This window comes from Nocardia asteroides (assembly GCF_021183625.1).
Taxonomy (GTDB): domain Bacteria; phylum Actinomycetota; class Actinomycetes; order Mycobacteriales; family Mycobacteriaceae; genus Nocardia; species Nocardia asteroides_A.
This window is the reverse complement of sequence record NZ_CP089214.1, coordinates 1,166,897-1,190,569: the sequence shown is the minus strand read 5'-3', so window position 1 is coordinate 1,190,569 and position 23,673 is coordinate 1,166,897. Positions and strand designations below refer to the sequence as shown.

Here is a 23,673-nt window from a genome sequence, read left to right as displayed (position 1 = left end):
GGGGTTGGATGGCGGGCATCAGCGGCTCGCCTGCTGGAAGACAATTTCTGTGCGCCGGTTCGCTGCGGCCTTCTGCTCGTCGAAGACGCCACCGGTGAAGTTGGGGATGACCGGCTCGCGGGCACCTCGGCCGGACACCGTGCCGAGCAGTGCGGGTGGCAGGCCGAGCGCGAGCAGGCGGTCCGCCACGGCGCGGGCGCGGCGTCCGGCGAGGTTGTTGTGATCGTCGCCGTCACCGGTGTCGGCGATGTGCCCGGTGATGTCGATGGCTTGGACGGTGCAGCGCTTAGTGGCCTCCACGATCGGGCGCAGGGCCTCGTCGGCGCTGGCCGGCAGGACCGCGCTCCCGCCCGCGAAGTTCAGCACCGCATCCGACAGGTTCATCCATACCGGGCAGCCGCCCTCGGTGATCGCCTCCGGCACGGGGATCACCGGAACCGGCATCGTGGCCACGGGCGCCGCTGCAGACGGCGCGTCGTGCGCGACGGTGCAACTCGCCGCTCCGGCTCGCTGGCAGATGCCGACCCAAACCCGCTCGACGATGGCGCGGGCGAAGGGCGGCAAGCTCGGCTGAGAGCCGCCAGCGATACCCAGGCCATGAAAGGTCACGTGACGGTCGGTTAGGTTGGGCAGATGACCCTGCCGGGTGATGCTGTCGACGATGCTGTCCACGTTGCTGTTCCAGCCGAGCACCCGGAAGTCCATCGGGGCTTCAGTGCTGATGCCTGAGGACAGCACGTGAATGTCGGCGTCCGGGATCTGCGCGGCTCGGTCGAGCAGCGGCAGCACGGCCAAGCCCGGAACTGGTGCCGTCGCGTTGCTGAGGGTTTCGCCGAGCTTCCCGATGGCCGCGTTGATCTGGCGCTCGGCGTCGGCTGCGGCATGCTGCACCTGGCCGTTCGGCCGCGTCGGCGTCATGTCGATGCTGTGGATCTCGCCGGTAGCGGAGGTCAGGAGTCGGACTGTGGCGTCGCCGCGTTGCTTGGAGCGCTCAGTCATGCTGGCCAGCTTGTTCGCCAGCGAATCTGGCAGGCTCGGGCGGGGTTCAGCGCTGGTAGCTGTAGCTACGAGCGTTATCGCGGACGCGACCTGATCCGTGGGGGCAGATGCGCACCCGCACAATGCGCCGATGACCAGAATGGCAACAGCGACGGCAAAGACGACGTAGCGAAGATTTGTGGGAACGCGCGGCTGTCTGCCGCGCGGCAGCGTCTTCTTCATCGGCATAGGCGCGGATTCCTTTCTGTAGAAGAATTTCCATGACATACTCGGGGCCGAGTGGCGTATTCGGCCCCGAGTACGTCAATAGGATTAGCTCAGCGACGGCCTCCCTTGCGGTGGCGCCGCTTCCTGCCGTCCGGGCTGAAGCGCTTGGTGAGCTTCATATGCACCTGGAAGGCGACGTCGGGAAAGACGATCACGTAGGTGAGCATTAGGAATGCCCACACGGTCAGTGCCGTCAGCAATTCTCTGCCCTTCTTCTCGGATTCGAACGATCGCTGCGTAACTGATGATTTGCTCCTAGTTCTGCACGGGGTCGCAGCTGATGACACCCAGAAGGTAGGCCAGCGTGTAATCACCTGTCTACCAGCGCTTTTGCCTACTGGCCGTCAGGTCCCTGACGGATACCTGACAACTTCGAGATAGGACTATGCGCACGGCTGTGACGGAAATCTGACAATTTTATTACTCGGACACCGTGTCGCAAATCAATGCGCGACGAGAAAGGCCCGCTCTCCAGGGAGAACGGGCCGTAGGGGTGCGCTAGATGGACAGGTGAACGTGGCGAGTTGAATCGGGTTCGGCTGGTGAAGACTCACCAATCGAGGCCATGCCTCAGAAGGTAGACATCATCGCCTGTGCCCTCGTAGATCCCGTTGGGCATGTGCCAGCATGCGGCGATGGCGTACTGCGCGCGGATGCGTGCAGCCGCTTGGAGCGCCTCCTCCACCGTTGGTTGCGCGGGAGAGAACTCTTTGACGTCAGATTCTTGTATCCCCACTGCAGCGAGTCCTGCGACAATTGATTCGCGCGATACGCCCGTGAGGTCTTCGAGAATGTCGATCAAATTCTTGCTCATCAGGAGGTATACCCTTCTACTGATGCGCACCCAGAGTTATTGTACCATACTTTGTATTAAATTGCAAGATATTTGGAGGCGCAACACAGTTCGTTGCGAGCGGGTGCGACAGCCTCAGGTACCATATCGCCTATGCAAAGCGCGGACGGGCTAGGATCACCTCTGGGGACCGCCCAGCTTCTCCGTGTAGTGGCCGAAGAATTGACCAGCTTGTACAAGCATTCCACATGCGGTGCGGTTCACCTTGATCAGCTGGGGAAACTGGACAAACTCAGAGCGCTAGTCGCAAAAGCTCTGGGTTCAGAGGATCCCGGCGTCGAAGATCCGGCGGTCTTGCTAAGTGTCCTGGTTGCTCTTGACAGGTTTGCGCAGGGTGAGAGCATCAAGGAGAAGAAGGTTGCGCGCAAAAAGCAAAACTCGCGCGGGACAATGTCACACGATATCGTGCAAGCGGTGGGCGAGATGCTTCTTATTGAAGACCGAGTCGAACCCGGTCTAGTTAAGAGGCGGGAGCGTGCAGGCAAAAAGGTGGGCACTCAAGGCCGCGAGATGCACGACGACAACTCGCAAGCGCGTAATAAGTTGCCGCTGTACCGACGGAGTTATGTCGGATACCTCTGGAAAACACTCAACGATCCTGAAATTCGTGCTCTGATTCTGGGTGCCCCCGTGAGATTGCCTCTCAGGAGAGAGTTCTCTCCAGTCTGTGAAGATATTGCGAGAGAGGGCGAGCAGGTGGATGAAGTAACAGACACATCCGCTTCGTTGCTCTCAGGCGAGTGGGTCATAGCCGCTCGTTTTGGACGCTCCGCCGATGATGGACCACCAATAATTCAGCGACCTCAAGAAATTGCGGAGATAGAGAGCTGGATTTCAGGGAAACAACGTGTGCTGCTATTAGCGGGGGATAGTGGCAATGGAAAGTCCACGCTCGCAATGCAAACGCTCGCCGCAAGCAAATACGCTTCTACGGTCTACTATATCGATGCGGGAAACATTCTGAGCCTACAAATGACGCTGGGAAAGTATCTTCCAGAGGGTCCTGTACCAGACGTCAAGAAGGCGATCGATTCGTTTGTAAGAACGCTGTCTCGGGCGGACGCTAGAAGTATTGATTCTATCGTATTCCTCGACAATGTTTCCGACTTTTCCGAAGTCGAGCCCATTGTCGTCTGGGCGTCTCGAACTCTTATCACTGCAGAAGAAAGGATAGTCCCAACCGACTTCATTCACCCCTTCAGCGTTATCGATGTTGAGCCAATGCCTCTTTCGTCCGCTCAACAGTTGATCTCTTGGTTTCGCCCCGAGGAGAGCGCGGAGGCGGTCTGTCGATTCGCTAGCTCGGTAGGACGCAAACCAAGAATAATCATGGACTGTTTAGCAATGTTCCCCAATGACAACACTTCGCTAGATGAAATGTCTGATCTAATCGCGAACGAAGAGAGTCGTCTCATTCAGCGGAAGGGAGAGTCAAATCGTCGCGCAGTTCACAAGCTGTACGAGCGCTACTTCATAAGGCTTGAAAGCGAAGACGTAATAGCATCTCTGCTGCTGGCGAGTATCGCTCATCTCAGTACCGATTATGTTCCGACCGAGGTCTGCGGAGAAACTCTGTCGCGTTACGGCACATTATTTCCAGAGTTCGGCGACCTCTCGAAGTTTGCTGTAAAAGCAGTAGCAGAACCGCTCCATCGTCGATACCTTATTACGCGGGATCTCAAAAATATCCGCATTCACGGAGTGACGGCTCAACTCTTCCGTGACGTGACGCGGGCAAACCGACGCGACATCGTACACTCGTTCATTGAAGCTTATTTCGAATTCAGGCAGTCAATTGCCACCGCCCGGTTCGGACGCCTGCATCCCGAGTTGATCAATTGGGCGCCAACAATATGCACTGTCTTGAAACAGTTCCCAGTTGCAATTCTGGAAACAATCGAGCGCAATCGGCTCGACCAACTCGTTGGCGATGTCCGGGTCGGAATGGCATACCTCGGCCGATTCGAGGACTATATAGAAATGGTGTATACCCATAATGGTATCGCCATCGGGTACCTTGAGTATAAAGCAATGCTCAAGGCCTGCTTTCACTTTGGGAAGATTTCAAGGCAAGAATATCTTGATAAATTGCGCGGCTTAGTTCAGCGCGATAAGCGGGTTGCTGATGATCCAGAGGTGCTGCTGGCAGTTGCTGAAGTGTCATACAAGATCCGCGAAATCCTCGTAGAGTGGCCCGTTCCCATTCCTGAGCTCAAGTCGGTACTGCAGACCGACATTGTCAACGTGGTGAAGTTGGGGTTGGCTTTGACGTTCAGCAGGTCGCTGAATTGGGTGGGAGTAGGTGGAATTATGACACCACAGCTGTTGAGCGCGATCGATCGAGAATCCCTGGGATCCTTTCCTATTTATGCGGCTGGCATGGCGAGGCATGCGGTAGAGTTCTACGGGCTTCAAGGTAATCATGAGGTAGCAAAGGATTGGCACTTCTTCATGGAGCGAGTCCAGGAAGCGCCGGATCTCGCCGATTCATTTGGACGTGAAGCAGATTCGGCTGAAGGGCAAGCGTGGATTCTGCGATCAACATTGAGTGACGTGGATTCAGCGCGGCAAGTGTCGGACGCATTCGTTACTGCGGCGCAGAAACATGTACGCGCCGGGGGACGGCGGCATGCGGTAGCTTTATATACTGAGGCATACCTTATCGACGTAGTGTTCGAAGTCCGCAAGGCTGACGATTCGGAGCGTAGTAGTCTGCGCCAGCTGCTCGACAGCTTGGACGAGCCACATCTGCAATGTCGTATCGCCATCCTTGAAGAGATGGCTCTGCAGCTTAAATCGGACTATGTTTTTAATCTGAAAAGCTTAGCCGATCTAACGCTTCAGGCATGGGAGGCCTACCAAGACGCTCGTGGACGTAGATTGGGCTTGGCAGCTCAGATCGCTGTATTGCGCCGCCGAAGTAGCCGGAAAGGCGAGCTGCGGAATCTGCTCTCGGAGCTCGCGGGCCTAGTTATGCCGCACAAGGGCTTTTCAACTAATGACGATGCACTGCAGTGGCTAAGGGCAGTATCGGCTGATCCTCGTTTCATGAGCTTGATGTAGGCAATACTCCGATTCGCAATCCTATCGGAGACCTGCCCGTCGCAGCGCTTCTATAATAGGATCGGTGCCTGGCTTTGAAGTGCGCACTTTTTCGTATGCTTCATTAATGTCGGCTATACCTATAGCGTCGGGTAATGGCCATTGTAGTGTAAAACTTCGTGACGGCCAGAGTGGAGTGAATGCGGATTGAAATCGCCAATAGGGATGCGAAGAAGGCACGATGCTTTCTATCGATACTTCGGTGTTTTGTGGGATGCATCCATAGAGAGCTAAGTTGTGAACGCTCAAGGTCCCGAATGTGCATCGAGCCTCGTTCTTGCCGATTTGTCTGAACTGCAATCCTTTCGACTCTCTACCTGTGGTACGAGCTATGCCGACGCTGATATTTCTGGCGAGCGGAACTTTAGTCCTCATGACGGTGCGGAGTTCTGCTGCGAGAGCGGGAGAAAAAAAGGTTGGCTCTGCGACGTTCATGAGTAGTAGTGTTTTGACAGTAAAGCGCGAGATATGCTCAGCCGCTCTAGCATCGATGGCTACTTCTGATAGATCGGCTAATTGACTCATGACCTCGGAAGCGGGGATGTCAATCTCGGTGGCGATCTTGATCCTACAATAGGAGCATATGCTCTCGACATAGATCCGACCCAGCTGGACCGGTTCGTCCCATACTTCTTTATCTCCGAATCCGTCGGTGTATGTGGACATTCTCAACTCGGTGGACGAGTTCGACCCATCGAGACGCCGAAAAAAGGGTGCTTGAACTAAGATCTTCGGATGGCGCGCATTGACAGTGATTCCTCGACACAGACGGCAGCGCCGCAACCCCTCGGATTTGCGAGGTCTTCCCACTACAATCCTCCCCAGCTATTGAGTCCTGCCCTGGGTGTGTCATGCTCCCCGAACTTCAGTTCTACAGAACCTCATTATGCTTGATTGGCGTACCGTATCCCAGGTGAAACTCTGGAATTATAGCTCCTTTGCTCGCACCGAGCTGTCAGTCGAACGATGTACGTCAAGCCTTCTGGCGGCAAGCAGCTCAGTCTCGCGCGAGCACGCGTGAGATCCTCGACTCAAGGAGCCGAATACAGCCGCTCATCCAGTAGTCGCGGCAGCTTGTCAGCGCCAGTGGCAGTGGCGCTGACCGCCTCCACATAGTGCTGCTGGACTAACAGCGGTGCCGCTCGAAGGCACTCGGCGAAGTCACGCGCGTGCCAGGCAGGTACACCAACACCCGTCCGTCAGGCTCGTGACGGAGTGGTAATGGGCCGGGGTTGCTTATCGGTGAGTCACCCGCGCACCCAGCACGATGCGCGCCGAGGCCAGCACGACGAGCCCGGACGGACAGAAAGTGCTGCGGGCCGGCAGGATCCATCCTCGGAACTGCGTGCCTCGATCGGCAGGCGACGGCAGTGCGATTCGCTGTCCACCGCGCAGGACGCGGATGCCGTAGTGCTGGAGCATCGCTTCGTCGCGCACGGCGTTTGGCGGCGTGTCGGCTCGCGTCAGCATCGTCCAGGTGTGGCGGCGCGGATGCGAGATGATCGGCCCCCCACCACCGTGGCGGCGGTCCAGGTGCTGCTTGACCGCCTGCCCCATCGCCGCTGGCATCGAGATCGCCCAGACCCGGCCGGTGGTGAAGAAGATCCGACCCGTCGGCGGCTCCAGCACCGCAGGCAACTGGCAGACGCTTCGGTAGTAGGCGCAGCGAGATCGTGGCGTATCGCCGCTCATCGCGTTCGGTTGCAGGCGGCGGTCGGTCGGTTCCATGGGAGTGGCCTCTCTGGAGTCTCACCGAATATGAGGGCACCCGGTACCGGGGGCGGTAGCCACTGGCCTGCCACCTTGGCGGCCAATGCGCCGGACGGGGGTTGTTCGGCGTCGGCCCGGTACCGGGTGCGAAAGCGACCGTAAGCGGCCGGAAGGGCCGAAAACCGGCTGAAATTGGCCGCCGTTCTGAAAAATAAGAAAGGCGGTATATGGTCGGGTGGAGGGGCCGCGAAACCCCGACCGAGCAGCTATTCAGGTCGGAAAGACTCGCAAACAGACGCAAAATTATGACATCGGGGTTGACCAAGATGTATATGACCACCGGCGAGGTTATCCGCCGAGTTCGCCGGTCTCTCGGAATGACCCAGACCGAGCTCGGCGCAATTCTCGGCTACACCCAACCCGCGATTTCACAGCTGGAGCACGGCGGCTCTGGGGTACACGATGTCCGTGTACTACGTCGTGTAGCCCACGCGCTGCACGTTCCGCTGTCTATCCTGGTGGTGGAGTCGGATGAGGAGGCGGACGTGGATCGTCGCAACTTCTTCAGAGCTGGAGCGCTTGGCGGCGCGGGCGTGGCCGTCACCGCTGCGGGCTCCTTTGGCCAAGCTGGGGCGGCCACGGGGGTGAAGGTCGGTGCGAGCGACGTAGCCGCGATCAACGCCAGTCTGAATCAGATACACGAGCTCGACCTGATCGTCGGTGGTGATCGGTTGTGTCGGACGGCCGCCAACGAAGTGCGCTACGTCGAGCAGTTACTCACCACCGGCACCTACTCCGAGGAGACCGGCCGGGCACTCGCCAGCGCGGGTGCCGAGATGATGACCGCCGCCGGCTGGGTGCACTACGGCGCTGGCCGGATGGATGACGCGCGCCACTACTACGCCGACGCCGCCCAGTCAGCCACCGCCGCAGGCGATGGGATCGCCGGTGCTCATGCCCTGCTGAATGCTGGCATCGTGGCCTTCCGCGAAGGCAACCGGCCGCGCGATGGCGTCAACCTCACCCATGCTGCGCAGAGATCAGCGGCCAAGCACGGCGGCCCGAGACTGCGCGCCCTCTGCGCAGTCCGTGAGGCCGAGGCGCAGGGCGCGGTGAGTGACACGTCCTCGATGGCTAGTGCGGTCAGCCGGGCACACCGTGCCTACGACTCTGCGCGCGGGCACGATCCGGAATGGGTCTACCTTCCCGAAGCCGAACTGACCGGGTTGACCGGCCTCGCCTTCATGCGGGCGGGCGACCATCGGCAGGCGGATACCCACCTGCGCTCAGCAATCGGCGGCTCGAAAGCGTGGCCCCGCGAGCACTGGCACTGGCAAGTGCATCTGGCTAGGAACTACCTCGCCGCCGGAGATGTTGCTGCATCGTGTGCGTTGCTGTCGGCGAACTTGCACACGTTCAAGGGACTGGCCTCGACGCGCCTGGACGCGGACATCGAGGGCATCGCGCGGGCCGTGCAGCCGCATCACAAGGTGCCCGAGGTCAAGGAGTTCTTCGAGCGACGAGCCGCTGGGATCTGACTCTGCCGAGGCACCGCGTCCTCAGCGCCGTTGCTGTGCGGCGGCAGTGATCAGCGCGTCGGCCTCGGCGCCATAGCGAGCTTGCTCGGCGATGATCGTGAACGTCCTCTCGTGGAGAAGAATCTCGGACGGCCTGGTGATCGTCAGCTCGGCGCTTACGGTCTCGGCCAGCACCTTGGCCCGGTCGTAGATGACGAAGTTCGACGCCGGTCCCCGGTACTCCGCGAGCAGCGGCAGGACACCGAGGCGGACCCGTGGGTGTGCCAGAAGGTCGGTCAAGCGGTCAAGCTGCTCCCGCATCACATCGTCATCGCCGACCGTGCGGTAGAGCGCCCATTCGCCGATGACGATGTGGAACCGATGGTCGCCCTGAGCGAGTACCTGCTGGCGCTGCATCCGGGCGGCAAGCGCATCGTCGAGGTCATCCCGCCCGGCGATGACCGCTATGCACGCCGCCAGCACGCCGCGCGCATAGCGCTCGGTCTGCAGGAGGCCAGGAACCACCTCGGGCTCCCACCAGCGGACGTGCCGGGTCTGAGCTTCGAGCTTGATCGACTGACGTTGCCGGTGCGCGTGGCCGGCCGCCACGGTGCGCTGCCATTCCAGGTACATGGCCTGCATGTTGCGAAGCGACGCCACCAGGTCATCGAGCACTGCGAGATTGCCGACCGCCTGGCACCAAGTGGCGAGGTCCGCCTCGGTTGGGTTCTGCTTGCCGTGCTCGATCCGGGAGACCTTGGAGGAATGCCAGCCGCACGCTGCCGCCAGGCCGATGCCGGACAGGCGGGCATCCCGGCGCAGTTCCCGTAGGCGGGCGCCGAGTGCCGCTCGTGCCTGTTCGACGCCGGTCACGTCGTTGCGTACTCGCTGCCCATGTATGCCGCGTGTGCGATACCCAACGGCCACAACGTATCTCGCGCCTCGACTGCCCACGCGACGAGCTTCGGGTCGGTGCTGATCGACAGCCCGGTGAAACTTCCGTCTTCGCCGAAGGTGGTGTAGGCGACGGTGCTGCGGTCGAACAACCAGTAGTCATCGGCAGGCACGTCGGTCGGCTGGATCAGGTGGCGCGGCAGCCAGCGCACATCTTCGCCAGTATCGACGTTTCCGGCGGTCGTGCTGAGGAGCCACCGAACGTAGTCGGAATGCGGCACCGTCACGACGCGCAGCCGTTCGAGCGCTACGCCGCGCGCGGACGTCTCGCGCATCAGCTCGTCCCACGCGTGCCAGGAGTCCGGCTGCTCGTCATGTTCGTACGGTTCACCGGCCGCCCACCGACGCAGCGCCTCGGCCTCGTCGGCCACGGCGTAGTTGTCCTTGACCTCCAGGTGGAAGGCGCTGTCCTCGACGCCTCGGAAGAGCGGTTCCCAGATGTCGTCTCCGGTGACGTGCAGCACTATCGCACCTCGATGGCCGTCTCGTGGTCGTCGAGCGTCAGCTGCTGCAGCACCTCCGTGGTGACCGGCTGACCGGGCACAAGCACCATGCCGGGCGCTTCAGTGGCCTCGATCGGCAGGGTCATGCCCGGCTCCAGCCAGTCGAGCAGCTGATGCGGCACGGCCACGGCGTGGCCATCGGCGATGCGGTCCCCCTGGACGATGAGGCTGGTGTCGGTAGCGTAGACCGCCGGGCAGGCACCGTGACCGGATCCCGAGCCGAGCAGACGCAGTGTCGTCATAGCAAATCTCCCCTTTGCGAACGGCGGCGGAAGCCGCCCGCAAAAGCCTGACTGAGCGGCACTACGAGGTCAACCTTGTGTGCAAAGAGCTGCAAAGCTATGGAGTCCGGACTGACCATCTCTCTACCGTCCTTGAGCAGGCGGTCGGTGCCGGTTGACGCTTGAGGGACATCACGACAGCGTGTTCTTCCCGGCATCGACTGCTCCCCAAGGAGGGCGGCGGGATGGAAAAGGAACAGAGCACGGGTGGCCGGCGGGCACTGGCCTTCGCGGTGCGGGAGCGTGGGGCTGTACTCCAGACTGTGACTGGGGGACAGGCACTCGCTCGGGAGTACGGCTACGCGTCCAGCGAAGAGGACGTACTCATCGCTGAAACACGTACCAGCGACAGCTATTTGCGCCTCATTGAGCGGCTGGAGCACGGTGAATATGCGGCGCTCGTCATCTACGGTCTGTCGCATCTGAACCAGGACGCGGAGCTCCTGCTCCAGCTACGCGCGCGCTGCACCGTTCTGGTGGTGCGGCCGCGCGCCGTCTACCGGCACCTGGTTGCGGCGGAGGCATGACAACCTGCCTTCTTTCAAAGCGCGTCGCTCGAAGGTTGCTCGACGGTCGGCTATCAACCCGAGCCGCAGCGGCGGCCGCGAGCAGCGATCTCGTCAACACCAGGGCGTGCATATGTACGCTCACCGTCCAGCCCGCTCGACGTGGCTGTGAGGCTGGCGCCTCGAATATGCACGCTCGCCAGGTGGAACGGATGACTGCCCTGGCAACGAGCGCGAGCCCGATGGCCCACGATGACACCGGCTCTTCACCGAGTCGTGGCCTATCCGATCAAAAATGGGCGGATTCGTTCCGGTTTAATAACGGTTCGGATAAGGCTCGGTTGCTGACTCGGGATGTCAACATGTGGGCATCTAGCCTCTGATCTGGCTTTACGCTATGGTGCAATTGCAGACGGGCAACCTCGGCTACTGGATAGCTATGCTTCGTCAGGTAGCGGTCGCCCGTTGGCGCTCGGCCAGGAACCGAGTAGGCTCTCCTTACTCGGACGTAACAAACCTTCGGTTGGTTTCGTTCGGGAAGAAGAGAAGAGCGGGCCGCCGCTGCAACGACGACCCGCTCTGAACGCGGCACTACCAGCGCGAAATCAGGTCCAGGAGTGCGATGATGGTTCCGGCGGCTGCGGCGATGGTGTTGACCACCGCCAGCCAGTCGTCCGGGCCATCCTCCGGATCAGGATCCTCGCCCTTTTCGGTAGCCACGTGTCCTCTCCTCACTGAGCGCGGGTTCATACCCCGCATCTCGGAGCAGACCCCCGCCCTTCGCGAGGAGACGACGGGGAAAGGCTAGACCGCAGGCCATGCTTCGTCCAGATCGACACGCGCTGCGGTCTGCTTGACACAACGATTCCGAACGCAGCGAGGGACGTCTGACTGTTCGATGGTTCTCGATCGGGCTGCTTGAAATATGCTGTGCAAGAGCACTATCGGCGCAAACGGCGGCAGGGCTGAAGTCGGAGCGATCGATCTGCCAGGGGCGGATCGCCCACCACTCAGGTCAAACGTACTTGCATCTGTACTTGCAGATGCAAGCCCACCGCGCGCGCAGATGTCGTGGGGCCGTGCCAGACTGGTTAACGTGCTGACGAAAGTCATCCCGCCGCAGGGGCCGGAGCTCAAGCGCTACACGGACCTCGCCGTCGACGACCTCAGACCTTATGTCGCGAGAGTGTTGCTCGGCACGCGCCTGCGGCGCCTGCGCTCGGAGCGCAATCTCGACGGCCAGAAAGTGGCGAAGGCCATCGGCTGCTCGAAATCAAAACTCAGCCGGATCGAAAGCGGCCGTATCCCTTGCCCTCGGAGTGACCTCGCGGAGCTGCTGAGGTTCTACGGGGCCGCATCAGACAGCTGGGCCGAGTTTCAGCTGCTGGCGCATCGTGGCGGACTGACGCCTTGGTGGGCCGACGATGTCGCACTCTTGCCGATCGATGGGGGACACCTCATCGATCTGGAGCCGGCCGCGCAGCGTATCAACTGCTACGAGACTCGATTCGTGCCAGAACTGCTACAGACCGAGGAGTATTCACGCGCGATCTTCGAACAGGCAGCAGGCACCCACGGGACTGAACCTGAGAGGCGGGTGGAAATCCTACGGAAGCGTCAACAGATCCTGCGGCACAAGAGTCCGCCGCGCGTGTGGGTAATCGTCGAGGAAGCAGCCCTGCGTAGTAATTTCGTTGACCAGCACGTAAGGCAACGGCAGTTTGATCATCTATTGAATATGACGAGAGCGCCGGAGAGCCATATCAGCTTGCAGATCGTTCGGGAAACCAAGTGCGCTGCCGCGAGCCTCCCTCACTCGTGCACCTATTTGAGATTTCCGTCCCAGGATCTACCTGATCTGGTAGTGAACGAGACGTTCAACAGAGTCGTCATAAATGAGAGGAAGGCGGATGTCGAGGGGTGCATGGCAGCGTTCAACAACGCTATGCTCTTGGCCGAGTCGCCCGATGTGAGCCGTGCCCTCCTGAAGGCGATGCGATAATAAAGATTCCCGTTCGGGTGCGGCCTCGCTCGCATGGAATTTGTCGCTCTCGATGTGAGCTTGACGGTTGACTATGAACGAACTCTCCTGCCCGGCGACATCTTCTCGCTAAATCACTTCCCGTGTCGAAGTTCCCACCGAAGAATCGTTGCCGATTCTTTGTCTTTGAAACCGCGAAGTTGCTGCAGCAGAAGAATGAAGGCGGGTACGATAGCGAATAGTGCAAGCAAATTCTGCGTAAATATATGCCGTCTCAGCGCATTGTGTGCGTCGCGCTGGTCGTTGGGAATTCGATGCTCTTCACCATCAACTTGAGACTTAAGGTGATCCCAATCGTTGTCAACGTGCTTGATATTGTTTGACATTACGTAAAGGTAGGCGCTGCCGAGCATCGACGCGTACATTAATAGCGGGCCACACCAGGCGAGCTTGCCGTTTATGTGGTTCAAGAAAAAGAGCGGAACCCATCCGACGCTAACCCACAAAAGTGTGGTGACAAATGCATCCTGAAAGACTCCTGCAATTGGCGCTGCAGCAGCATATTGTCTCTTTGGGGTAGATCCGGGCAGCGTTATCGCCATCATCGGCGGAATCGCCACGCCTGCAATGATCGCGAGGAGCAGTCCAGCTACTGCTGGCAACGTGGACCGGATGCCGCTTGCATCGGCGATCGCTGGCCCGATAGACCAAGCTACTGTTAAACCGATAGATACCGCGCAACTTCCTCCGATGGCAACGCTCGCCCATGAGACTCGAATTCGATGCAGGGTGGTCGTATTCGCAATCACCCCCTGGCCAATAAAGAATGCTGCGAGGACTCCTACGTAAACCGCAGCAGTCGCTTGGACGTACGAATGGAATCCCTTTCCCAGGGCTACCAGGACGTAGATGCTCCAGCTGAGGCTGGTAAGGCAGGCGAAAACCGTTGCTATCGTGCCGCGCCGCGCCCCTCTGGCGATACCGCCAATGACAAGAAGCGAAAGCAACGCGAGGCCGAGAGCGAGCGCGAAACTATACAGCGCTCCCGTGGATGTCGAATATCCTCCAACCCAATCTTGATGAGAATACACACCGATGGCGTACGCTAGAAATGCCAGGAGCGTCGCGGCGGATAACCCACCTGTAGTGGTGTATGCAGCCCACTTGGCAGATATTAGACGGCTCGACATTCGGTGGGATTCGGCTTCTATGACAGAATCGAAACGCGATTTGATAACCGGCGCAGTAAAGCCTATGAATAAACCGACAATCGCCGCGCCTACAAGGAAAGGACTCGACCGTTCGGCTGGTGCTAGGTCATAGTAGATACCCGCTCCTCCCAGAGCCAGCACCGGTGCCGCTGCGCCAACAGCGATCAGAATGTCTGCTACTGTTGCTTTCTCAATTAGGTCGCGACCTTGAGCCATCAAGGCCGTAATCACAATCGTGGCTAGAGACATAGCGACAGCTGTGAGCGGCTGCAAAACTGGTTGTTCAGTTAGACTGAGACCAGCGCTGAAGGCCCCGGCTCCACTTAATGCGAGTAGAGCAGCAACGCCGAGGCGAGTTTGAGCTGAGGTAGTTGGTAGCACGCCTACTACAGAAGCCGCTCCGAAGCTGCTTGCGACAGTAGCAAGCACCGTTACAGCGGTGGTGAGGCGTGATCCCGAAAGGCTGCAGAAAGCCATTCCTGCGATCGTAGCTATTACATACAACGACATTAGAGAGCGAGTCGGCGAAAAGTGGAGTGCGACCCAAGCTGCGACAACTATGGTCGTGCTTGCGCTGATGACTGCGAGGCATGCGACCCAGAGAACAGCATCATTATCGAGGACTAAGAGCCCGACGAAGGCGGGCCCAGGCGCCACTACGGCAATGGAACCGAGTGACCCTGGAAAGGACTTCGCCCGAGGGGAATCGGAAGCTAGAGATCGCAACCGGATCGCGGCGGCGATCGCGGCCGCAGCGAAGAATCCACATGTAATAACGAGAAAGGTTGCATGGTACCAGCCTGGTGCAGTGAAAGTGTGCGGCGCAGGGAATGTCCAGTTCGGGCGAGGGGCCTCATCGCGCAACCACAACAGAACTTGAAAGCCACCGGTCATGGCCCCCGTGACACCGCTCAATGCGACTATAATCCATTGCCTGCGAGTCCATGATTCGTGTTCGGACGCAACCTTTATCAGGCCGTAGGCAAGGATCGGGAGCAATAGTCCATCGCCAACGGTGGCTGATCTAAATGAATATAATCCTGGAAGGTCGTTCGCACCGCTGCTGGTCAGCGCATACAAATTCATTGCGACGAATCCGAATATGAATACGATTGCTGCTGCCCACAGCGCAGGACCTTTTCCACGTAATTTGGAAGACGCCTGGCTGCCCAGGTGTACTGTTGCGGACACCTCGGCGTGTGGTTCCGGTCCGATGCTCATCAAACCTCGCTCACGATCTGCTTGGATTGTGCTGGGCTCACCAAGTGTTCGGCGCTGCCAACTTAGCCCTTATGGAAGTCGCCTATCGTCCCCTGTTCGTAGGACAGTAGTGACGGTGTAGAGGCTTGAGCAGTCGAGCGCCGTAGGATTAGCCGAATCCGCTGCCGTGCTGCCGCTCCGGTCAGGGATTCTCTCCCGGAGCGATTTGGTGAACTACTTCATTCAACGTAGAGCCGAGCGCACGTACCACATGCAGCAGCTCGATAACATCCAGCCGCCGCTCACCGGTCTCGTACTTGCTGACGAAGGACTGTGGCACGTCGAGGCGCCGCGCGACCTCGACCTGAGTCAGCCCGGCTTCCCGGCGCAGTTGCCGCAAGAACGCGCAAAGGCGCTGGTACTCCGCCGAATAGATCGACTTTTCCACAAGGTCAACCGCACCTTGCAAAACCGAATATCCCAATTTAGGATACTGAGCACCGGTTGCGGGCGGTACCGGCCGGGCGGCCAGCGAGGGAGGTGGACAATGGGCGGCGACAGCGACTAGCAATCGAGGGACAACCCCTGCCTTGGGCCGTAACGGCGCACAAGCTGTTGCGGCCCTTCGCTTTTGCTCGGCAAGCGCCGTTTTGTTCTGCTACAATAAAAGCAGAGTATGCAAGATCCGCACGAACGCATCATCAAGCTGCAGACAATCATTGCCGCAATCGCTGTGGCCGGCGTGCTCGGGCTCATGGTGTTCGACGCTCAGCTGACCACAGCCTCCGGACTGACCTGGCTTGGCCTCTTCCCGTGGAGTGAGGTTGGCGGCACCCTCCTGGTGGCCGGCGTGCTCGGGCTCGGCATCGATTACTTCACGAGCAAGGACCGCGAGGCGCGCGATACCGCCCGGCTCAAGCGCGTCCTGGCCGAGTCGGCGCCTGCGATGCGCGACGCCGTGATCGATGGTTTCGCCGTCGGCAACGACGACCTAGCGCGTGTCGCCAGCCCGGAGACCCTTGACGGAATCGTGCGGAACAGCCTAGCGCTCAGGCTGGGCGACGCCACCTTCGCCGACGAGGTCTACCGCGACATCCGTGACCAAGCCGTTCGCGCACCAGAGCGGTGGCATGACGTCTCGGTGGAAATCCGCCTCTCCCCGCTACCGGGTATACCCGGTGGGAGCACCTTCGGTGCTCCTCAAAATCTGGCCGCAGGGAACGCGCTGTTCGGCGTGAGTGTGCGTTGGGAGTATTCCGTCACACCGAAACACCACACCCGCCACTTCGCGGTCGTCGCCAACCGCCGTCAGTACCTCGACATCACTGGCGGCCACGATGGCACCTCGGCATGGATTATGTCGCCGAAGCCCAACGTCGACCCTTCCAAGCGGGAAGCCTTTGAGCTGGTGCAATTCAGTGTGGATGGCGCGGAGCGCCCGATCCGCCGGGCCGCTCGAAAGGGCGGCCAGGTCTACAGCGTCGACCTCAACCTCACCCCGGAGCAGATGGATGATCCTGTGCGCGTGGCCTACACCTACCGCACCGTCACTGAGCAGCGTGGCAACCTTCTCTACATCGACATCGAACAGCCGACGCGCGGCGTCACAGTGGAACTCGACTACAGCGACTGCAACATCGAACGCGTCAGCGTCGTCGACTTCATCGCTAGCAGCCAGGCCGCCCGAATCGAGCGGACGCCGGACACCGTCCCAGGCAAGGTGGTGCGGGTCGGCTTCGACAGCTGGGCCTTCCCGCGAAGCGGAGTCGGGTTCGTCTGGATCCTCGATCCGCAGTTTGACCCAACTCAGAACCCGGCGGTCGACAAGTCCTCTGTGCCCCGGTAGCTTCCGGCGGCAGGGGAGACGCGAGCATGCGCGTCACACGCTTAGCACCGGGGAGGGTGTATGGCCGACGAGTACACGGGGTTCGATTTTGCGCTCGAAGACGAGCCGGACGAGCGGATCATCCGCGAGTACAGAGGCACGCCGGAGTACAACACCGACGATGGCGAACACCTGATCGGCAACGGCCAGATCGACGAAGTGAACCTTCGGCTTGCTGGCTATCGCAGGGAGGACCTCGAGCGGGTGTTCGGACCTCGAACAGAGCGAACGCAGTCGGGCCGAGCGGTATGGAGCCTCAAGCACGTCAGGCAGGTCGAAGCCGAGCGGTTCGGCCCGCTCTACCCGGTGATCAGGCGAGCGATGGCGGCCTGTCTCGACATCGAGACGTTGCGCAGGCAAGCCGATCATGTCTTCGGCGTGCGCGAGGTCGCACCGTCGCCATCCGACGACGACTGGGCCGAGCTTGAACTTCACCGGCAGTTGTCGCAGCTGGAGCGCACGGACGATGTCCCGTAAGGTCCTCTCGCCCCTGACTGTGCGCCCGAGCTACTCGCCCTTGACCGCCTGCTTGTAGGCGTCCACCACCTCGGCGGCGATGCGGCCTCGGCTCGACACGTCGACGCCGTTGGTCCGGGCCCAGTCGCGTATGGCCTGGGTCTTTTCGCGGTTATCGGTGGAACGAGCAACGCTCTTCGACTTCGGGGCCCGACCCACCTTCCGGGCATGCGGCGTCCACTGCTCGAAGAAGGCTCGCAGCTGCTTCGCGTTGTCGGTCGAGAGGTCCATCTCGAACTGAGCGCCATCGAGCGCGAAGAACACGGTTTCCTCGGCTGTCGACTTCCCATCGAAGTCATCGACCATCTCGACGATCACTTTGCGCGCCAATGTGGGTCCTTCCAACGTGAAGATATTAGCAAGGAGCGTAGTCCGGTCTGCGGTCTATTGCGAATCAGTGCGGTCGACGCATCCTGCTGTTGCCTCCCGCAGACGCCCGTGGGTGCCGACCATGTTATTCGGGCTAAGCGAGCTCCCAGCGCAGGTCGTAGAGATTACTGCCCAGCACCTCATGGATAGCTCCGAGCAGTATGCCCCTATTATGCTCGGAAGACAACCGAGTCATGAGTGGGGCATTCTGATGGACAAGAACTAGCACGTTCTTATCGAGATGGGAGAACCTAGAGCCGGACAGCATTGCATGCAGCGAGGCGTGCTCGGCTTTTAGTGACATTCGGATTTCTGGCCAGAATCCTCGAATGTCCTTTGCTGTAAGCGCCGTCACGGTCGTACCAGTCAAGGCGGCGCGAGCAGCTTCTGCCAGCTCGAAGCAGGTTTCGAAACGGTCCTCGGGATTCTTGGCGAGGGCCCTAATTATGACGCTGTCAAGTTCGTTCGGAGCAATAAGATTCGACTCGCTCAAGCTGGGTATCGGAGCATGGGCGTGCGCCGCGATCAGCTGCACAATGTCGCCAGCGTATGGTGGCATGCCAGTTAATAGATGATACAGTGTGCAGCCCAGCGAATAGACGTCGCTGCGCGGGTCCAGTTCTCGGGTTGCCGCGAATCGCTCAGGTGCGGCGTACTGAAATGAGCCGACCATATTCGCAGTTTGAGTCAAGTGGCTTGTTTCTTTCCCCGACTTGGCGATACCGAAGTCTGTAAGGATTGCGCGCTCGTTGCGTCCACTCGTGATAAGGATGTTTGCTGGTTTGACATCCCGATGAACTATGCCGTGTTCATGCGCATGATCCAGCGCCTCTGCGATATCGCTAATAAGCGCAACAGATCTGACTGCCCCGAGATGGCCGCTCAGAAGCTGGGATCGCAAATCGCCGCCATCGATGTATGCCATCGAGATCCATGGCACTTTTTCGTTCGTGCCCCCGTCATGGATAGTGACAATATTCGGATGGGACAGTGCTGCAACGGCTTCGGTCTCGCGCCGAAATCGCTTCTTCAGGTCATCGTCAAGGCGTGCAAGCGGTGAGAGTACCTTCAAGGCAATAGACCGAGGCAGATTGCGGTCGCGTGCCAGGTACACCTCAGCCATACCACCTTTGCCAACGAGGTGCTCGATTCTGTATCCGGCGAACATCTGACCTTGGCCGAGCGAACTTCCCAACCGCGTGTCCCGTCTTCCCGTTCCACTGACACACAGGACTTTACGTGCCTGATCCACGCTGGGGCGATGGACCGGGTCCTGCCCGCGATACGATCCAACTCTCCTGCAGGAGGCTGCATGTGGCTCGGCTGGCGAGGATGCGTCGGGGCTTGGATGTGTACTTGTCAGCGGGTCGAAGCCTGAGGTTCTGCTCTCTCGGTCTCGCGTCGGCCCGCTGCTGTAGGAGCACTGGCCTGCCCAGTGGCCGCTCGCCTCTAGTCCGGCGGAGCCGTGAACGCCTGAGGGTGAGGACATCTGTATCCTGATGCGGGCTACAACGACGGCACGGGGGAATGACGTGCTGTTGATGCGCAGGAGACTCGCGCATGTCTTCGGGAGGGTGTTGATGGTGTGCTCGTTTGAGGTCGGCCGATGGAAGGCGCTGCTATCTCAGCCTCCAGTGGGTTCCCCAGCATCGCTGCCGAAACTCAGGACCGACGGACCTGGGTTCGACGGCTACCAAGGAGGATCGTGGAACGCGGCAGCTCTGCGGTCCGATGCACCAAGGGGCTTTAACGGCACGGGCATCCGATCGATCGCCCGTGAGGGTGCTGTAGAGCCAGATCGCCTAGCTTTCAAATCTTGAGAAGACAAATCGACACTCTTCCAACAACAAGAGGCTTCCATGCGGATACTGCCGGTCGTCGATCCGACTCCAGAACAACTGCCCATTCTCTTGATAAATCGACCCGTGCTCGTGATCAAAGGTGCTGCAGGTAGCGGAAAGACCACAACGGCCCTCATGCGCCTGAAACAACTATGTTCCAATTGGTCTGCTAGGCATAAGCGTCTTGGTCTGCAAAGGCCCGTTCGTGTGCTTGTGTTGACTTATAATCGTACGCTCAAAGGCTACGTCGGTGAACTCGCTCGCCAGCAGATTGCAGGTACTCCAGATCTCCAATTAGAAGTTAGGACCTTCGCGCGCTTTGCATTAGATATTCTTCAAATCCCGAATATTCAAAATGATGAGTCGGTGGCTATTCTGAAGCGGCTAGTTAAGCCGATTGGACTGCCTGAAAAGTTCATGCTCGACGAGGTGCAATACTTGTTGGGTCGTTTTCTTCCTTCAGATATTGAGGACTACATCACCACTCAACGGGATGGTAGGGGTCTATCGCCGCGCGTCGATTCTGCGCTCAGACGGAAGATCCTAGACGAGGTCGTGTACCCTTACGCAAAAGAGAAGCAGCGACGGGACCTTCTTGATTGGAATGACTTGGCGGTCGAGGCTAAAGATGCCCCGGCGATACCGTGGGACGTGATCATCGTTGATGAAGCACAAGACTTCTCAGCAAATCAAATCCGCGCAGTTCTTGCACATACTGCCGCCCCCGACTACTCGTTGACGTTCGTTGTCGACACTGCACAAAGAATATATCCACGCTCCTATACGTGGAAAGAAGCTGGAATCGTAAACCCTGTGGTTCGGCTCCTCAAGCAAAACCATCGGAACACTAAACAGATTGCCGCATTCGCGAGAGGGCTAGTTGAAGGTCTCACCCTGGGCGAGGATGGCATCATTCCTGACTTCAATGCCGCCACTGCTGAAGGCCCTCTGCCTAAAGTGCTGGTGGGATTGTTCTCGGAGCAAATGGACTGGGTTGTAGAGCATGTAATTTGCGGAGCAATTGAGGCTGGCGAGTCCGTTGCTTTCTTGCACCCTCTTGGGTGGTTCATCTACGTCGAGAAAAGTTTGAAGCGATTGCAGATACCGTACGTCGATCTGACCAGGCAAGAATTCTGGCCAGAGGGTGACGAATCTGTTGCGATCTCGACGATACATTCTGTCAAGGGGCTCGAATTCGACCACGTGGTCATCATTGGCCTGAACCAGGAAGTGACGCCACATGGCCGAGAGGCTGGGGATGTTACACTTGAGAATCTTCGGCGTCTTCTCGCCATGGGAATTGGTCGTGCGCGAAAGACCGTGACCATTGGCTACAAAGAGAGCGGAGCGTCCTCGTTGATTGGCTACTGCAGTCAGTCGACATATGAAGAGGTGCTGTTGTGAGCGACGAGATCCTGGAGTTCGTGAAGGACCGAGGAATCAAAGAGGTAGTTCACTTCACAACGAATCACGGCCTGCTCGGTATTCTCTCACGTTGGGCTATCTGTAGCCGGCAGCGGCTGGATATCGACAAGTATTTGGAAAATATTGCGCTGCCGAACTGTGAAGTCCGCAAAGATCCGCAGTGGCTCGACTACATCAATCTTTCGATTTCTGTCGTTAATAACCCTATGCTCGGATCTTCGCAACGATGGCACGACAGGCCCGCAGACTCTGAACGAGAAGCTGTGTGGTGGGCGGTGTTGGCCTTCTCCCCCGAAATTTTGGCAGATGAAGGCGTGTGGTTCACGACGACCAACAATACGTATTCTGCCGTCGTCCGTCGTGGACAGGGTATAGACGGACTTCGCGATCTCTATAGTGAACCTATCCCCTGGGGGTACTACGGCAGCGTGAAGACACGTATTGATGTTCCTCATGACCAGCCGACCGACGTGCAGGCAGAGGTGCTTTATCCGGGCGAGTTGTCCCTGAGTAAGCTTCAGGCCGTGTACGTTCCAAGAGATGAGCACCTCGATGAGATCGAAGGTTGGTTTGGTGCGTTCAACAGGATGCGGAACTGTGAGATCAGTTGTCGGCCTGAGGTTTTCCAGTGAGTGACGCTGGGTCGCGGCGCGAACGTACAGCATCATCGATGCTGTGGTCCGCGTGGGCAGATGCTCTAGGCTGGATCTCCGAGCTCACTTCAGCCGAAAACCTGCATCGCCGCACCAAGGGTCGACCCCTGACAGAGCCGTTCGCGTGGCAGCGGCAGATCGGTGGTCGAAATGGAGTGCGAGTAGATCTACCAGCGGGTTGCTACTCTGACGACACCCAGCTCAGGCTGGCCACAGCGCGGGCTATCTCTCGCCACGGGTTCGATGTCGAGGCATTTGCCCGAGTTGAACTACCGGTGTGGCTGTCTTACGCGCTCGGAGGTGGTCGCTCGACTAAAGCGGCTGCGGCATCTATGAATCGACAAAACGCGAATTGGTCGACGAACTTCTATAAAGGCTGGGAGCAGGCTGGTGGAAATGGTGCGGCGATGCGCATCCAGCCCCACGTTTTTGCCGAGCCTAACCCGCTCTCATTTGCGCAACTAGATGATGTAGTCAGGAATTCCGTAGTCACACACGGTCATCCCAATGCGATTGTTGGTGCCGTTCTGCACGCGACGGTGCTTAGCATTGCCCTTGCCGAGGAGCGAGTGCCGCAGCCGGCTGACTGGTCGGACATCCTTGACGTAACGTCAAGCGCGATCGAATCATTCAGGCGGCTCCCTGAGCTTGCGGCGTACTGGAAGCCGAGATGGGAAGAGGCGTCGAACGAGTCTTTCGAGATTGCATGGGAACGAACTATCGGCAGTGCTCAACAGGCTTTCCAGGAGACGCACGAAATCTTCAAGGAACTCCAGGCGTCTGCCAGCGATCGCAGTGCGACTCTCCGGTACTACGACGAACTTGTTCGGCTACTGGAACTCGACCAAGGCAGTACGCGCGGCAGTGGATTACTTACGGCAGTGGCGTCTACGCTGCTGGCGGCCGCCTTTCCTCAGCATCCTGCTGATGCGGCCCGGCTTGCTGCTTCGAGGCTCGATACTGACACGGACACCATAGCGACCATGGCAGCTGCAATTGTTGCGGCTGCGAATCCCGCGAAGTTGGTCTCGCCTGTGCTGGACGCCGAATATATAACCTCCGAAGCAGATCGATTGACGAATATCGCGCTTGAACGGCCTGCCGATATGTTCCCCTATCCTGATCTGCTTCATTGGACAGCACCAAAGTCTGCTATGGACAGTGTGGGGATTGCGGATGGTCACCTCGCTTTGGCAGGCTTGGGGTGGGTGGAACCTTTCGGCGTGGAGTACTCCTCTCGGGGAGGTATGTGGCGCTGGATGACAGTATCTTTTGGTCCGACAATGCTGCTGAAGTTTCGGAATGAGCCCCCAACTTTCGAGCGGTCCAACTGGCCAAATACCTCCAGAGTGTGGGTCAACAACGATCCAATGCGCGCCTTCAGGGCCAACGAAGAGAGTCAAGAGGAATTATCGGTCGTTGAGCCCATTGCTTATTCGAGCGTTCCCGATTCCGAAATTCGTGTGACCGACAGCTCGATGGAATTGGATGTAATATTCCGCTGGCTGGAACAGAAACAGTACTCTGACTCGTCGGTTGGTTATGCGCTCCGGCGAATCCTAGAGAGAGGTAGTGCGGCGCAGCTATCGAGATTTATAGCTGAGATAACGCAAATAGTTAGATTCCCCTGAGCGGTGCCTTTGTTGCGTCGAGCGTCGGTCATCAGGGCTGTGCTGCCGAGTCATGCACTGTTGTGATTCGCCATGTGTGCAGCGGTCAACCGGGAGACTGCTTCCGGGCCGAGCGGGCGATGGCTCTGCGGGCAACCAAGGCTTCGCGGGCGGGTACTGGCGGAGCTGCTGAGCTAGGTGGCGGTGGTGTGGGAGTGAGTTGCCGCCGGTATCGGTCCGGATTGCGTGCTCGATCTGCTCGTCCAACTAGCGGCGCATAGCACTTCCTG

General features: G+C 59.1%; 21 protein-coding genes. 9 read left to right on the top strand and 12 right to left on the bottom strand.

The window, feature by feature from the left end; genetic code table 11:
• Positions 1-18 precede the first annotated feature (18 nt).
• The 3 genes from LTT61_RS05910 to LTT61_RS05900 all read right to left on the bottom strand — a co-directional run bounded on the left by LTT61_RS05910 (position 19) and on the right by LTT61_RS05900 (position 2,080).
• On the bottom strand, positions 19-1,227 hold the full coding sequence (locus tag LTT61_RS05910) for an OmpA family protein (protein WP_233018922.1): 1,209 nt from the start codon (positions 1,225-1,227) through the stop codon (positions 19-21).
• An 89-nt stretch (positions 1,228-1,316) separates the two neighbouring features.
• Positions 1,317-1,466, bottom strand: a complete 150-nt coding sequence (locus LTT61_RS05905; protein ID WP_233018921.1) for a hypothetical protein — start codon at positions 1,464-1,466, stop codon at positions 1,317-1,319.
• Positions 1,467-1,816: 350 nt separating this feature from the next.
• A complete protein-coding gene (locus LTT61_RS05900) occupies positions 1,817-2,080 on the bottom strand; it encodes a hypothetical protein (RefSeq protein WP_233018920.1) in 264 nt (87 codons plus the stop codon).
• A gap of 132 nt (positions 2,081-2,212) precedes the next feature.
• On the opposite strand from LTT61_RS05900, the gene LTT61_RS05895 reads away from it, so the two are divergent.
• On the top strand, positions 2,213-5,182 hold the full coding sequence (locus LTT61_RS05895) for an ATP-binding protein (protein ID WP_233018919.1): 2,970 nt from the start codon (positions 2,213-2,215) through the stop codon (positions 5,180-5,182).
• A 1,275-nt stretch (positions 5,183-6,457) separates the two neighbouring features.
• Here LTT61_RS05895 and LTT61_RS05890 read toward each other — a convergent pair.
• The gene (locus LTT61_RS05890) at positions 6,458-6,949 is read right to left on the bottom strand and encodes a DNA-directed RNA polymerase subunit beta (protein ID WP_233018918.1); all 492 of its coding nucleotides are present in this window, start codon (positions 6,947-6,949) and stop codon (positions 6,458-6,460) included.
• Between the two features lie 209 nt (positions 6,950-7,158).
• Here LTT61_RS05890 and LTT61_RS05885 point away from each other — a divergent pair, with 209 nt between their 5' ends.
• On the top strand, positions 7,159-8,469 hold the full coding sequence (locus tag LTT61_RS05885; RefSeq protein ID WP_332909227.1) for a helix-turn-helix transcriptional regulator: 1,311 nt from the start codon (positions 7,159-7,161) through the stop codon (positions 8,467-8,469).
• Between the two features lie 21 nt (positions 8,470-8,490).
• On the opposite strand, the gene LTT61_RS05880 is transcribed toward LTT61_RS05885, so the two are convergent.
• From LTT61_RS05880 to LTT61_RS05870, 3 genes are read right to left on the bottom strand one after another with little or no spacing between them, the layout of a single operon-like run.
• Positions 8,491-9,321, bottom strand: coding sequence for a helix-turn-helix domain-containing protein (locus LTT61_RS05880; RefSeq protein ID WP_233018916.1), 831 nt, complete (start codon positions 9,319-9,321; stop codon positions 8,491-8,493).
• On the bottom strand, positions 9,318-9,866 hold the full coding sequence (locus tag LTT61_RS05875) for a DUF6879 family protein (protein WP_233018915.1): 549 nt from the start codon (positions 9,864-9,866) through the stop codon (positions 9,318-9,320). The genes LTT61_RS05880 and LTT61_RS05875 overlap by 4 nt, the downstream gene beginning before the upstream one ends.
• Entirely contained in the window at positions 9,866-10,147 is a 282-nt protein-coding gene (locus LTT61_RS05870; protein ID WP_233018914.1) for a hypothetical protein, read from the bottom strand. The genes LTT61_RS05875 and LTT61_RS05870 overlap by 1 nt, the downstream gene beginning before the upstream one ends.
• 224 nt (positions 10,148-10,371) lie before the next feature.
• Here LTT61_RS05870 and LTT61_RS05865 point away from each other — a divergent pair, with 224 nt between their 5' ends.
• Complete coding sequence (locus tag LTT61_RS05865; RefSeq protein WP_233018913.1) at positions 10,372-10,713, top strand: hypothetical protein; 342 nt, start codon at positions 10,372-10,374, stop codon at positions 10,711-10,713.
• Between the two features lie 570 nt (positions 10,714-11,283).
• Here the strand turns inward: LTT61_RS05865 and LTT61_RS32615 are convergent.
• Positions 11,284-11,412 (bottom strand): hypothetical protein, encoded by a 129-nt coding sequence (locus LTT61_RS32615; RefSeq protein ID WP_269821854.1) that lies wholly within the window; start codon positions 11,410-11,412, stop codon positions 11,284-11,286.
• Positions 11,413-11,788: 376 nt separating this feature from the next.
• Between LTT61_RS32615 and LTT61_RS05860 the strand changes: the two genes are divergently transcribed.
• Positions 11,789-12,694, top strand: coding sequence for a helix-turn-helix domain-containing protein (locus tag LTT61_RS05860; protein WP_233018912.1), 906 nt, complete (start codon positions 11,789-11,791; stop codon positions 12,692-12,694).
• A 113-nt stretch (positions 12,695-12,807) separates the two neighbouring features.
• On the opposite strand, the gene LTT61_RS05855 is transcribed toward LTT61_RS05860, so the two are convergent.
• Together LTT61_RS05855 and LTT61_RS05850 are read right to left on the bottom strand one after the other, a co-directional pair.
• On the bottom strand, positions 12,808-14,361 hold the full coding sequence (locus LTT61_RS05855) for a hypothetical protein (protein ID WP_233018911.1): 1,554 nt from the start codon (positions 14,359-14,361) through the stop codon (positions 12,808-12,810).
• A gap of 925 nt (positions 14,362-15,286) precedes the next feature.
• Positions 15,287-15,532: a helix-turn-helix domain-containing protein gene (locus tag LTT61_RS05850; RefSeq protein WP_233018910.1), complete on the bottom strand. Its 246-nt coding sequence runs from the start codon at positions 15,530-15,532 to the stop codon at positions 15,287-15,289.
• Between the two features lie 228 nt (positions 15,533-15,760).
• Here LTT61_RS05850 and LTT61_RS05845 point away from each other — a divergent pair, with 228 nt between their 5' ends.
• Together LTT61_RS05845 and LTT61_RS05840 are read left to right on the top strand one after the other, a co-directional pair.
• Positions 15,761-16,930, top strand: coding sequence for a hypothetical protein (locus LTT61_RS05845; protein WP_233018909.1), 1,170 nt, complete (start codon positions 15,761-15,763; stop codon positions 16,928-16,930).
• Between the two features lie 60 nt (positions 16,931-16,990).
• On the top strand, positions 16,991-17,446 hold the full coding sequence (locus LTT61_RS05840; RefSeq protein WP_233018908.1) for a hypothetical protein: 456 nt from the start codon (positions 16,991-16,993) through the stop codon (positions 17,444-17,446).
• A gap of 30 nt (positions 17,447-17,476) precedes the next feature.
• On the opposite strand, the gene LTT61_RS05835 is transcribed toward LTT61_RS05840, so the two are convergent.
• Both LTT61_RS05835 and LTT61_RS05830 read right to left on the bottom strand, forming a co-directional pair.
• Positions 17,477-17,815 (bottom strand): histone-like nucleoid-structuring protein Lsr2, encoded by a 339-nt coding sequence (locus LTT61_RS05835; RefSeq protein WP_233018907.1) that lies wholly within the window; start codon positions 17,813-17,815, stop codon positions 17,477-17,479.
• A gap of 133 nt (positions 17,816-17,948) precedes the next feature.
• Positions 17,949-19,022: a serine/threonine-protein kinase gene (locus tag LTT61_RS05830; protein WP_269821853.1), complete on the bottom strand. Its 1,074-nt coding sequence runs from the start codon at positions 19,020-19,022 to the stop codon at positions 17,949-17,951.
• 691 nt (positions 19,023-19,713) lie between these two features.
• Here LTT61_RS05830 and LTT61_RS05825 point away from each other — a divergent pair.
• Genes LTT61_RS05825 through LTT61_RS05815 form a run of 3 tightly spaced genes read left to right on the top strand, consistent with a single transcriptional unit; the run spans position 19,714 to position 23,404 of the window.
• Complete coding sequence (locus LTT61_RS05825) at positions 19,714-21,099, top strand: 3'-5' exonuclease (RefSeq protein ID WP_233018905.1); 1,386 nt, start codon at positions 19,714-19,716, stop codon at positions 21,097-21,099.
• The gene (locus LTT61_RS05820) at positions 21,096-21,752 is read left to right on the top strand and encodes a DarT ssDNA thymidine ADP-ribosyltransferase family protein (RefSeq protein ID WP_233018904.1); all 657 of its coding nucleotides are present in this window, start codon (positions 21,096-21,098) and stop codon (positions 21,750-21,752) included. The genes LTT61_RS05825 and LTT61_RS05820 overlap by 4 nt, the downstream gene beginning before the upstream one ends.
• 38 nt (positions 21,753-21,790) lie before the next feature.
• The gene (locus tag LTT61_RS05815) at positions 21,791-23,404 is read left to right on the top strand and encodes an ADP-ribosylglycohydrolase family protein (RefSeq protein ID WP_233018903.1); all 1,614 of its coding nucleotides are present in this window, start codon (positions 21,791-21,793) and stop codon (positions 23,402-23,404) included.
• The last annotated feature ends 269 nt before the right edge of the window (positions 23,405-23,673 follow it).

What these genes read in the sequence shown, in the direction of transcription:
- LTT61_RS05870 (WP_233018914.1), bottom strand. Translation starts at nt 10,147, where the DNA reads ATGACGACACTGCGTCTGCTCGGCTCGGGATCCGGTCACGGTGCCTGC.
- LTT61_RS05910 (WP_233018922.1), bottom strand. Translation starts at nt 1,227, where the DNA reads ATGCCGATGAAGAAGACGCTGCCGCGCGGCAGACAGCCGCGCGTTCCC.
- LTT61_RS05885 (WP_332909227.1), top strand. Translation starts at nt 7,159, where the DNA reads ATGGTCGGGTGGAGGGGCCGCGAAACCCCGACCGAGCAGCTATTCAGG.
- LTT61_RS05840 (WP_233018908.1), top strand. Translation starts at nt 16,991, where the DNA reads ATGGCCGACGAGTACACGGGGTTCGATTTTGCGCTCGAAGACGAGCCG.
- LTT61_RS05825 (WP_233018905.1), top strand. Translation starts at nt 19,714, where the DNA reads ATGCGGATACTGCCGGTCGTCGATCCGACTCCAGAACAACTGCCCATT.
- LTT61_RS05855 (WP_233018911.1), bottom strand. Translation starts at nt 14,361, where the DNA reads ATGGCTTTCTGCAGCCTTTCGGGATCACGCCTCACCACCGCTGTAACG.
- LTT61_RS05845 (WP_233018909.1), top strand. Translation starts at nt 15,761, where the DNA reads ATGCAAGATCCGCACGAACGCATCATCAAGCTGCAGACAATCATTGCC.
- LTT61_RS05865 (WP_233018913.1), top strand. Translation starts at nt 10,372, where the DNA reads ATGGAAAAGGAACAGAGCACGGGTGGCCGGCGGGCACTGGCCTTCGCG.
- LTT61_RS05895 (WP_233018919.1), top strand. Translation starts at nt 2,213, where the DNA reads ATGCAAAGCGCGGACGGGCTAGGATCACCTCTGGGGACCGCCCAGCTT.
- LTT61_RS05815 (WP_233018903.1), top strand. Translation starts at nt 21,791, where the DNA reads ATGCTGTGGTCCGCGTGGGCAGATGCTCTAGGCTGGATCTCCGAGCTC.
- LTT61_RS05890 (WP_233018918.1), bottom strand. Translation starts at nt 6,949, where the DNA reads ATGGAACCGACCGACCGCCGCCTGCAACCGAACGCGATGAGCGGCGAT.
- LTT61_RS05900 (WP_233018920.1), bottom strand. Translation starts at nt 2,080, where the DNA reads ATGAGCAAGAATTTGATCGACATTCTCGAAGACCTCACGGGCGTATCG.
- LTT61_RS05830 (WP_269821853.1), bottom strand. Translation starts at nt 19,022, where the DNA reads ATGTTCGCCGGATACAGAATCGAGCACCTCGTTGGCAAAGGTGGTATG.